Origin of the sequence: Rhodococcus sp. YH1 (assembly GCF_009939605.1) — a bacterium.
GTDB lineage: Bacteria > Actinomycetota > Actinomycetes > Mycobacteriales > Mycobacteriaceae > Rhodococcus > Rhodococcus aetherivorans.
Window position 1 is genome coordinate 41,267 of record NZ_WVTE01000217.1, and the last position, 9,918, is coordinate 51,184.

The window sequence follows — 9,918 nt, forward strand, 5'->3', positions numbered from 1 at the left end:
CATGGCACGTCTCGACTTCGACAAGCTCAACTCCACCCTCCGCTACGCGATGTTCTCGGTGTTCCAGGTCCGGCCCGGTGTCCTCGGCGAGGACCGCACCGCGGCGATCGAGGACGCGCAGAAGTTCTTCGCGTCCTTCGAGAACACCGATGTGATCGTCCGCGGCATCTACGACGTCGCCGGCGTCCGCGCCGACGCCGACTTCATGATCTGGACCCACGCCGAGCGGCTCGAGGATCTGCAGAAGCTCTACTCCGATTTCCGGCGCACCACCGTCCTCGGCCGCGCCAGCGCTCCGGTCTGGTCGAACGTCGCGCTGCACCGGCCGGCGGAGTTCAACAAGAGCCACGTCCCGGCCTTCATCGCCGGCGAGGACCCCGGCAACTACATCTGCGTCTACCCCTTCGTGCGGTCGTACGAGTGGTACCTGCTGCCCGACGCCGAGCGCCGCAAGATGCTCGCCGACCACGGCAAGGCCGGCCGTGGCTACCCGGACGTGCGCGCCAATACCGTCCCCGCGTTCGCGCTCGGCGACTACGAGTGGATCCTGGCGTTCGAGGCGCCCGAACTGGACCGCATCGTCGATCTCATGCGTGACCTGCGCGCCACCGAGGCCCGCATGCACGTCCGGGAGGAGACCCCGTTCTTCACCGGTCCTCGCGTCGACGTCGAGAAGCTGATCACCGCGCTGCCCTGACCCGCGCCGCGGCGCCGCCACCGGGGACGGCGCCGCAGCCCGGGCGTGCTCAGGCGGGCAGCCCCGCGATCCGCTCACCGATCCGTTTCGCCGCCTCGCGCAGCAGTTCCAGTTCCTCCGGTGTCAGGTCCAGCTCGACGATGCGCCGCACGCCGCGGCGCCCCAGGACCACCGGGAGACCGACGAACACGTCGCCGATGCCGTACTCGCCGTTCGGGCGCACCGTCGCCGACACGACCGTTCCCGAGTCGGCGACCATCGCCAGCACCATGTGCGCGGCGGCGGTGCCGGGACCGAAGAACGTGCTGCCGGACTTCAGCAGCCCCAGAACCTCCGCGCCCGAGGTGCGGGTGCGGTCGACCAGCTCGTCGAGGCGCGCGGCGTCGAGACGCGCGGCGATCTCCGGTGCCTGCGACAGCGGGATCACCATCTCCTCGCCGTGGCTCCCGAGCGCCACGGCGCCGAGCTCCCGCGCCGCCCCGGCCCCGTCCGCGGCGGCCAGCGCCCGGAACCGCCCCGCGTCGAGCAGCCCGGCCATGCCCAGCACCTGCTCCGCCGGCAACCCCGAGCTGCGCCACGCCTGGTACGTCATCTCGTCCAACGGGTTCGTCACCACGACGAGCACCACGTCGGGGGAGACCGCCGCCGCGCGCCCGGCCACGTCGCCGACGATCCGGGCGTTCGTCGCGGTGAGGTCGCTGCGACTCATCCCCGGCCGGCGGGCCTTGCCGGCGGTGATGATCACGTAGTCCGCGGGACCGGCCTCCTCCAGCGACACCGCCCCCCGTACCCGCGTCCCGGAGCCCGTCAGCGCGCCGGTGTGGGTCAGGTCCAGAGCGATCCCCGCCGCCAGGCCGGGTTCGACGTCGACGAGCACGACCTCGTCGAACACGTCCGCGTCGGCCAGGCGCATCGCCGAGATCATGCCGACGTGCCCGGCTCCGACCACCACCGCGCGGGCCGGGGCCCCGCCGGATTCGACACCTTCCGCCATCAACGCCTCCCTCTCGTCGGGTACGGCTGTCGCCGTCCGTCGATGCCCACGCTAGGTCCCCGGGCGCCGCTCGGCTCGCCGATCGGACGCTGCGCGCCCACTGGCAGACTGTGCCCCATGAGTTCTCGAGCCGTGCGACACCAGCACATGGCGCACTGGGGGATGTTCGAGGTCGAGACGGACGAGGGCGACGTCACCGCCGTGCACCCCTTCGAAGGCGACACCGATCCGTCGCCGATTCTCGCCAACGCCGTCGGCTCGGTGCGGCACCGGTCGCGCGTGGCCGGACCTGCGGTGCGCCGGGGCTGGCTCGAAGCAGGACCGGGCCCCAGCGACCGACGTGGGGTCGACGAGTTCGTCGCGGTGTCCTGGGACGAGCTGACCGAGCTGCTCGCCGGTGAGCTGCGGCGCGTGGTCGACACGCACGGCAACCGGGCGATCTTCGGCGGCTCGTACGGCTGGTCGTCGCCGGGCCGGTTCCACCACGCGCAGAGCCAGGTCCACCGGTTCCTGAAGATGCTCGGCGGTTACACCCGATCGGTGCACAGCTATTCGCTCGGCGCGACCGGCGTGATCATGCCGCGCGTGGTCGGCACGCACTGGAAGCTGTTCGCCCGCGCCACGAACTGGGACGTCATCGCCCGCGAGACCGACCTGATGGTGTGCTTCGGTGGGGTGCCGCTGAAGAACACGGCGGTCAACGACGGCGGCACCAGCCACCACCCCACCCGCGGCGCGCTCGACGCCCTGCGCGCCCGCGGCGGGACCGTGGTGTCGATCAGCCCCCTGCACGACGACCTGCACGGCGCCGCCGAGCGGCTCGCGCCCCGGCCCGGCACGGACGTCGCGGTCATGCTCGCCCTCGCCTACGTGCTCGCCACCGAGGACCTCGCCGACCGCGACTTCCTCGACCGCTACTGCGTCGGCTACGACCGGTTCGAGGACTATCTCCTCGGCCGCACCGACGGCGTCGCCAAGACCCCGCGGTGGGCAGCCGGCCTGTCCGGCCTGCCCGCCGAGGCCATCGCCGCGCTGGCCCGGCGCATGGCCGCGGGCCGCACCCTGATCACGGTCACCTGGTCGCTGCAGCGGGTCCGGCACGGCGAGCAGGCGCCGTGGGCGGGGGTGACCCTCGCCGCGATGCTCGGCCAGATCGGTCTGCCCGGCGGCGGCTTCGGGCACGGCTACGGCTCGATGAACGAACCCGGCATCGCGCCCGTCCCGTATCCGCTGCCGACCCTGTTCCAGGGCAACAACCCGGTCGACGACCTGATCCCGGTGGCCGCGATCTCCGACCTGCTGCTGCGGCCGGGGCAGGAGTACGACTTCGACGGCCGGCGCCTGACGTACCCCGACATCCGGCTCGTGTACTGGGCCGGCGGCAACCCGTTCCACCACCACCAGGACCTGGGCCGGCTGCGCCACGCTCTGACCCGGCCGGACACGATCGTCGTGCACGACCCCTACTGGACCGCGACGGCCAAGCACGCCGACATCGTGGTGCCGTCCACCACGTCTCTCGAACGCGAGGATCTCAGCTGCACCCGCAACGACCCGCTGCTCGTCGCGATGCACGCCGCCGCCCCCCGATTCGCCGACGCCCGCGACGACTACGACACGTTCGCCGCCCTGGCGCACCGGCTCGGCTTCGGTGAGCGGTTCACGGAGGGTCGCAGCGCCCGCGAGTGGCTCGAGCACCTGTACGGGCAGTGGCGTGGCTTCGTTCTCGCCGACGAGAACCGCGTCGAGACACCGCCCGAGTTCGACGAGTTCTGGCGGCGCGGCCACGTGCGGATGCGCAGCGAGGACGGGCTCACCCTGTTCGAGGAGTTCCGTGCCGACCCGCAGCGCAATCCGCTGGGCACCCCCAGCGGGCGCATCGAGATCTTCTCCGCCGATATCGACGGCTTCGGATACGACGACTGCGCCGGGCATCCCGCCTGGTTCGAGCCGGAGGAGTGGCTCGGGGGCCCGCGGGCGCAGCATTACCCGCTGCACCTGATCGCGAACCAGCCGAAGACCCGCCTGCACAGCCAGCTCGACCACGGCGCCACCAGCCAGGCCTCGAAGATCCGCGGGCGTGAGCCGATCCGGATGCACCCGGACGACGCGGCGGCACGCGGCGTGGCGGCCGACGACGTTGTGCGGGTCTTCAACGATCGGGGCGCCTGCCTGGCCGGCGCCGTCCTCGACGACGGCCTGCTGCCCGGCGTGGTGCAGCTGGGCACCGGCGCCTGGTACGACCCCCTCGACCCGGCCGACCCCGGCTCGATGTGCGTGCACGGCAACCCCAACGTGCTCACCGCCGACATCGGCACGTCGCGTCTCGCACGCGGTTGCACGGGCCAGCACGTGCTCGTGCAGATCGAGCGCTTCGACGGGGAACTGCCGCCGGTCCGGGCCTTCGACCCGCCGGTGATCCGCACGCGCTGACCCTCCCGGCTTCCCGTGCGCCGAGCGAATGTATCGCTCGCTACCGCTACGGAGATCGACGATACATTCGCTCGGAGCCGGGCCCGGCGGTCACAGCCCCAGCGAGCGCTGCACCTCCCGCAGCGTCTGCGCCGACGCCCGCAGCCCGGCGGCCTCGTCGGGCGACAGCGGGATCTCGAGCACCCGGCCGGCCCCGCGGCCGTCGACGATCGTCGGCAGCGACAGGCACACCCCGTCGATCCCGTGCACGCCGCGCTGCAGCGTCGAGACCGGCAGCACCCGGTGCTGGTCCCTCAGCACCGCCTCCACGATCCGGGCGGTGGACAGGCCGATGGCCAGGTTGGTGGCCCCCTTGCCCAGGATGATCTCGTAGGCGCTGCGGACCACCCGCGTGGAGATCTGCTCCCGGATCGCCGCGTCGAACGCCGGCGCACCGTTCTCGTCCCGGTACTCCGTGGCCGGCACCCCGCCCACCGTCGCGCTCGACCACAGCGTGATCTCGGAGTCGCCGTGCTCGCCGACGATGAGGGCGTGCACGTTCTCCACCGCGATGCCGACGTGCTGCGCGACGAGGAAGCGCAACCGTCCGGAGTCGAGAACCGTGCCGGACCCGAGGATCTGTCCGGCGGGGGCGTCGGTCGCGCGGATTGCCGCATACGTCACCACGTCGACCGGGTTGCTGACGAACAGCACCACGGCGTCGGGGGAGAGCGCGAGGAGGGCGGGCGTGAGCTCCTGCACGATGCGCACGTTCGCCGCCGCCAGCTCGAGCCGTGACTGGCCCGGCTTCTGCTTGGCGCCCGCCGTCACGACGATCAGGTCGGAGCCGGCGGTGACGGCGAGGTCGTCGGCGCCGTCGATGCGGCACGCCGGGGCGAACTGGGTGCCGTGGTTCAGGTCGAGCACCTCGGCCCGCACCTTGTCGGTGTTCGGATCGAACAGGGCCAGCGAATCCGCGGAGCCACGGATCAGGCACGCGTAGGCGACGGCGGTGCCGACGCTGCCGGCACCGACGATCGAAACCTTGGACTTGCGGGACGCACGGGTCGTCGACATGGACTCGATCGTCGTCGCTCCGCGCTCGATCCGCAGCCCGACCCCGCGGCCGCTAGCCTTCGAACCATGAGCGTTCCACCGTTCGACGCCGTGCTGTTCGACTTCTCCGGCACGTTGTTCCGGCTCGAGGAGGACGAATCCTGGCTGGCCGACGTCACCGACGACCGGGGCCGACCGTTCGACGTGCACCGGCAGGCCGAGCTGATGCGCCGGATGACCGCCCCGACCGGCCAGCCCGTCGAGATGGATGCCGCCGAGCATCACGCCTGGATCAACCGCGACCGGGATCCCCGCTGGCACCGCGACGCCTACCTCACGGTGCTGCGCCGCTCCGGGGTCGCCGACGAGGAGCAGGCCCTCGGCCTGTACGCGAAGCTGACCGATCCGCGGTGCTGGACGGTGTACCCGGACACGGTCCCGGTGATCGAGGCCCTCGCCGGCGAGGGCCTCGCCGTGGCGGTGCTGAGCAACATCGCTTTCGACATCCGGCCGGCGTTCGCGGCGCTCGGCATCGACGACCTGGTGTCGGAGTTCGTGTTGTCCTTCGAGGTCGGCGCGGTCAAGCCGGAGCCGGAGATCTTCCGCCACGCCGTCGATGCGCTCGGTGTGTCCCCGGAGCGCACGCTGATGGTGGGCGACAGCGAGGAGGCCGACGGCGCGGCCCGACGCATCGGCTGCTCGTTCGCCCTCGTGGAGCCGCTGCCCACCGCCGAGCGTCGCCGGGGGTTGTGGCGGGCCCTGTTCGCGGCCGGCCTCAGTCCTTCGGAACCAGGCGCAGGGAGATCGAGTTGATGCAGTACCGCTGATCGGTCGGGGTCGGGTACCCCTCGCCCTCGAACACGTGCCCGAGGTGGCTGTGGCAGGACGCGCACAGTACCTCCACCCGGCGCATGCCGAGGGAGTCGTCGGACCGCAGGATCACCGCGTCGCTCGTCGCCGGATCGAAGAAGGAGGGCCACCCGCAGTGCGAATGGAACTTCTCGGTGCTGCGGAACAGTTCGGTCCCGCAGGCGCGGCACTCGTACACGCCCTCGGTCTCCGTGTCGGTGTACTCGCCGACGAAGGGCCGCTCGGTGCCGGCCTGCCGCAGCACCGTGTACTCCTCGGGGGTGAGGCGCGCGCGCCATTCGTCGTCGCTCAGGGACACCTTCGGCGCGGGTTCGGTCGGGACAGGGTCAGCCATGCGCTCCACGCTAGCCCTCACCACGGTTCGTCGCCACGAGCTCGGCCTGCGGCGCGGTCTTGCGTTCCGGCAACAGGAACGACGGCTCGATGCCGTCCGCCAGCCGGCCCTCCCGCCGGGCGGCCAGGTACCGGTCGAGCAGCACCGCGAAGATCACGATGAGCAGCAGCGACCAGCCGAACGTCGTCTTCATGTACTCGGCGGCGCGGCCGGCCTCCGGCCACCGCCCAGACAGCCAGCTGTCGTAGCTCATGAAGCCGTAGACCGCGAGCCACGCCGGCCAGTTCCGCACCACCGAGTTGGGCAGCACCACCGTCATCAGCAGCGGGAACAGCATCATCGAGTAGTACATCTGGCCGAGCGAACCGAGCAGGAACGACGCGGTGAGCAGCACCCCGGTGCTCGTGCCGACGAAGAACAGCTCGTCGTGGCGGCAGTACCGGTACAGCAGCCACAGCGAGACGACGACCATGACACCCAGCACGACGCGCAGCGCGAGGATCAACCACGCCGGCAGGCCGTAGTACATGCCGTTGCCGACGATCGCGCTGTTGAAGTAGTCGCGCGCCTCGAACAGGTACGGCGTGGTGCGCTCGACGAACGCCCACGCATCCACCGAGAGCGGCCACGCGACGAGCGTCAGTCCGAGGGGGACCGCCGCGGCGGTGGCGAACACCTTCCACTGCCGCCGCACGAACGGAATCAGCAGCAGCGGCGCGAGGATCGGTTTGACCGCGAACGTCAGCCCGATCGCGACGCCCGCCCACAGGTCGCGCCGCCGGAGCAGCAGCGCCAGGAAGGTGACCTCGCCGAGCAGGACGAGGCCGTTGATGTTGGTGAACACCAGGGTGTTCGTCACCGTCTCGGAGCTGAACGCCGCGAGCAGCAGGATCGGCGCGAGCACCGAGTCGAGGCCGTAGCCGAACATCCGCAGCAGCAGGTACAGCGCCACGATGATCGCGATCGCGTTGGCGATGATGAACAGCCACCGCGATCGCTCCGGGTCGATCACCGCGATCGGGGAGATCAGCAGGGTCCCGGACGGCGGGTACAGGTAGTGCGGGTCCACCCACTCGAAGTTCGCGGTGTACACGGGCCGGCGGTTGAGAAACGCCAGGGCCGCGTTGTAGACGGGGGTGAAATCGTCGGTGCGGAATCCGTTGACGGCCTTGACCGCCACACGGTGCAGCACCGTGAGCACGGCCAACGGCCACACAACGCACTTGACCACCTCCGCGGTGGTGCGGGCGGTGCGGGGCTCGAGGCGGCTGAGGAACACTACGGCACGGTACACCGGGAGCCGGTGGTGGCCACCCACCGTCCCCTCCTCGCGGCGCCGGGCCCGGGCCACGTCGGACGCGGGGTCACGCCGGGCACAGGCTGCCGTTCGGCGGTAGCGCACCGGTGTCGAGATACTCCGCCACCCGTGTCTGGATGCAGCCGGAGTGCAGGGCCGCGGAGTATCCGGCGCCCTGCCACGACAGCGCCGCCCACCGCGCCGAGACGGCGGTGAGGGCTCCGGTGACCGAGTCGAGCCCCGCGCTGCCGACGAGCGGGTCGGCGGCGCCCGTCGTCACCAGCACGGGCACGCGGACTTCCGCCGGCAGCGGCGGGGTCGGCATGCTCGGCCAGGCGCTGCACGCGGTGATACCGATCGCCGCGTCGCCACCGAACAGTGGGTAGTTCGCCGACCACGTCCGCTGCAGTTCGGCGGCCCGTGCCGTCGTGGGCCACCGCTGCCCGTCGCTGCAGCGGGAGACGAACTGCCCGTCGGACAACAGCACGGCCTCGGCGGCGCCGACGAGCTCGAGCATCGGCGTCACGTCGCCCGCGCCGGCCGCGGACAGCGCGTCGGACAGCTCGCGGACCCGGGTCGGCGCGTCGCTGCGGGGAGTCCCCAGGAACCACGTCACCGCGGTGAGCAGGGAGTTCGACGACAGCGGGGCGAGCGTGCCGGCCGCGGCCCGGGCGTGCAGATCCTCGAGCGCGGCCCGCGGATCCGGGCCCAGCGAGCACGCCAGCGCAACGCACTGGCGGGCGAATGCGTCGACCGCCGACTCTGCGCCGCGCACCCGGCTCTCGGCGAGCATCTCGGCGTCGGCGGTGGCCGCGGCGGGGGAGTCGAGGACGAGACGGCCGAGGGTCGTCGGGTACTTCGACGCGTAGGCCAGGGCGACCGTGGCGCCGTTGCCGATGCCGAGCACACCGATCCGCTCGACCCCCCACGTGGTGCGCAGCTGCTCGAGATCGTCGGCGGCGTGGGCGGCCCCGAACAGCAGTTCCTGCGGCTGCAGGTAGTCGGTGCATGCGATGGTGGCCTGCCGGCCGAGCTCGGCGACCCGGTCGGGTCCGTCGCCGGTACGACCGAACTGTCCGTGGTCGGCCAGGGCGCGTCGGTCCGCTCCGAAGATGCACTCGATCGGCTGGGACGCACCGAGGCCGCGCCGATCCACCGCGACGACCGGCCGGGAGGCCACGAGCTCGGCGAGCGAGCCGGTCGACAGCGCGGCCAGCGCCCGGGTGGAGGGCAGGTCCGCCCCTGTCGTCATGACGAGCGGGGCCGCATCGGCGGGGGTCTGCGCCAGTCGGGCACGCAGCACGTCGAGGGGGAACGAGCCCGGCACGGTGCCCGCGGCGTCGATCGCGGCCGGAATCTGGGCGCACTCGAGGACGAGACCCGTCGGGCCCGGCGGCAGGGCCTGCGCGGCGAGGGTGTCGGCGGTGCAGTCGCGCCAGTCCAGGTCCCGGGCGGGCACCGGCAACTCGGGCGCGGCGGCCGGGTCCTCGCCGGTGGGGGTGGCCCGGCCGTCCGCCTCCTGCACCACGGCGACGTCGGGACGCACCGAGGGGCCCGCCCCGCACGCGGCGGTCATCGCTCCGAGCACGACGATGCCCATCGTGAGCACACCGGTTCTGCGCATGGGCACAGCCTGCCAGGTCGGTGCGGCGGGCCGCGCACGTGACCGGATCGTCCGATCCGCCGGACGTGACGATCAGGTGTACGTGATGTGAAGTAGGTCGCAATCTGCCCTCGGTGTACCGGTCGCCTCGAGCTCCGGCCCTACCCTGGAGAAATGCACGAACGTCTCGTCGATCGCAATCCCGTGGTGCCGTCCGACCAACTGGTGGCCCAGATGGTTCCGCCCGCGATGTTCGACGACGTGAGCTTCGCGTCCTACATTCCCGATCCGAACGAGCCGAGCCAGGCGACCGCCGTCCGGACGGCGGAGGAGTTCGCCCACAAGATCGCCAAGATCCGGGGCGGTGGCCGGCGCGGCCTGTTCGGCCGCAAGGCGCCGTCCACCGGCGCCGGTCTCTACCTCGACGGCGGCTTCGGCGTCGGCAAGACCCACCTGCTGGCCTCGATCTTCCACGCGGCGCCGTCGCCGAAGGCGTTCGGCACGTTCGTGGAGCTGACCCATGTGGTCGGCGCTCTCGGCTTCAACAAGGCCGTCGAGGAGCTGTCGAACCACAGCGTGCTGTGCATCGACGAGTTCGAGCTCGACGACCCGGGCGACACGATGCTGGTGTCCCGGCTGCTGACCGAGCTGTCCG

General features: G+C 71.8%; 9 protein-coding genes. 4 read left to right on the forward strand and 5 right to left on the reverse strand.

Annotated features, from left to right (window positions below; genetic code table 11):
* The first annotated feature begins 1 nt into the window (after position 1).
* Complete coding sequence (hemQ, locus tag AIIKEEIJ_RS17085; protein ID WP_006938082.1) at positions 2–697, forward strand: hydrogen peroxide-dependent heme synthase; 696 nt, start codon at positions 2–4, stop codon at positions 695–697.
* A 49-nt stretch (positions 698–746) separates the two neighbouring features.
* Here hemQ and AIIKEEIJ_RS17090 read toward each other — a convergent pair whose 3' ends face one another.
* Positions 747–1,691 (reverse strand): lactate/malate family dehydrogenase, encoded by a 945-nt coding sequence (locus AIIKEEIJ_RS17090; RefSeq protein ID WP_161996211.1) that lies wholly within the window; start codon positions 1,689–1,691, stop codon positions 747–749.
* A gap of 147 nt (positions 1,692–1,838) precedes the next feature.
* Here AIIKEEIJ_RS17090 and AIIKEEIJ_RS17095 point away from each other — a divergent pair, with 147 nt between their 5' ends.
* On the forward strand, positions 1,839–4,124 hold the full coding sequence (locus tag AIIKEEIJ_RS17095) for a molybdopterin-dependent oxidoreductase (RefSeq protein ID WP_161996216.1): 2,286 nt from the start codon (positions 1,839–1,841) through the stop codon (positions 4,122–4,124).
* A 90-nt stretch (positions 4,125–4,214) separates the two neighbouring features.
* Here AIIKEEIJ_RS17095 and AIIKEEIJ_RS17100 read toward each other — a convergent pair whose 3' ends face one another.
* Positions 4,215–5,180, reverse strand: coding sequence for an L-lactate dehydrogenase (locus AIIKEEIJ_RS17100; protein WP_202917157.1), 966 nt, complete (start codon positions 5,178–5,180; stop codon positions 4,215–4,217).
* A 66-nt stretch (positions 5,181–5,246) separates the two neighbouring features.
* On the opposite strand from AIIKEEIJ_RS17100, the gene AIIKEEIJ_RS17105 reads away from it, so the two are divergent.
* On the forward strand, positions 5,247–5,972 hold the full coding sequence (locus AIIKEEIJ_RS17105) for an HAD family hydrolase (protein WP_006938076.1): 726 nt from the start codon (positions 5,247–5,249) through the stop codon (positions 5,970–5,972).
* Here AIIKEEIJ_RS17105 and msrB read toward each other — a convergent pair.
* Genes msrB through AIIKEEIJ_RS17120 form a run of 3 tightly spaced genes read right to left on the reverse strand, consistent with a single transcriptional unit; the run spans position 5,935 to position 9,284 of the window.
* Positions 5,935–6,363: a peptide-methionine (R)-S-oxide reductase MsrB gene (gene msrB, locus AIIKEEIJ_RS17110; protein WP_161996212.1), complete on the reverse strand. Its 429-nt coding sequence runs from the start codon at positions 6,361–6,363 to the stop codon at positions 5,935–5,937. The genes AIIKEEIJ_RS17105 and msrB overlap by 38 nt on opposite strands.
* Before the next feature lie 10 nt (positions 6,364–6,373).
* Positions 6,374–7,681, reverse strand: a complete 1,308-nt coding sequence (locus tag AIIKEEIJ_RS17115) for a glycosyltransferase 87 family protein (RefSeq protein WP_161996213.1) — start codon at positions 7,679–7,681, stop codon at positions 6,374–6,376.
* Between the two features lie 46 nt (positions 7,682–7,727).
* Positions 7,728–9,284, reverse strand: coding sequence for an alpha/beta fold hydrolase (locus tag AIIKEEIJ_RS17120; RefSeq protein WP_202917158.1), 1,557 nt, complete (start codon positions 9,282–9,284; stop codon positions 7,728–7,730).
* Between the two features lie 153 nt (positions 9,285–9,437).
* Between AIIKEEIJ_RS17120 and zapE the strand changes: the two genes are divergently transcribed.
* Positions 9,438–9,918: AFG1/ZapE family ATPase (zapE, locus tag AIIKEEIJ_RS17125; protein WP_161996214.1), on the forward strand; the 481-nt coding region annotated here is incomplete at its 3' end.

Coding starts and splice junctions, on each gene's coding strand:
- AIIKEEIJ_RS17095 (WP_161996216.1), top strand. CDS start 1,839: ATGGCGCACTGGGGGATGTTCGAGGTCGAGACGGACGAGGGCGACGTC.
- AIIKEEIJ_RS17100 (WP_202917157.1), bottom strand. CDS start 5,180: ATGTCGACGACCCGTGCGTCCCGCAAGTCCAAGGTTTCGATCGTCGGT.
- AIIKEEIJ_RS17090 (WP_161996211.1), bottom strand. CDS start 1,691: ATGGCGGAAGGTGTCGAATCCGGCGGGGCCCCGGCCCGCGCGGTGGTG.
- AIIKEEIJ_RS17120 (WP_202917158.1), bottom strand. CDS start 9,284: ATGCGCAGAACCGGTGTGCTCACGATGGGCATCGTCGTGCTCGGAGCG.
- hemQ (WP_006938082.1), top strand. CDS start 2: ATGGCACGTCTCGACTTCGACAAGCTCAACTCCACCCTCCGCTACGCG.
- AIIKEEIJ_RS17105 (WP_006938076.1), top strand. CDS start 5,247: ATGAGCGTTCCACCGTTCGACGCCGTGCTGTTCGACTTCTCCGGCACG.
- msrB (WP_161996212.1), bottom strand. CDS start 6,363: ATGGCTGACCCTGTCCCGACCGAACCCGCGCCGAAGGTGTCCCTGAGC.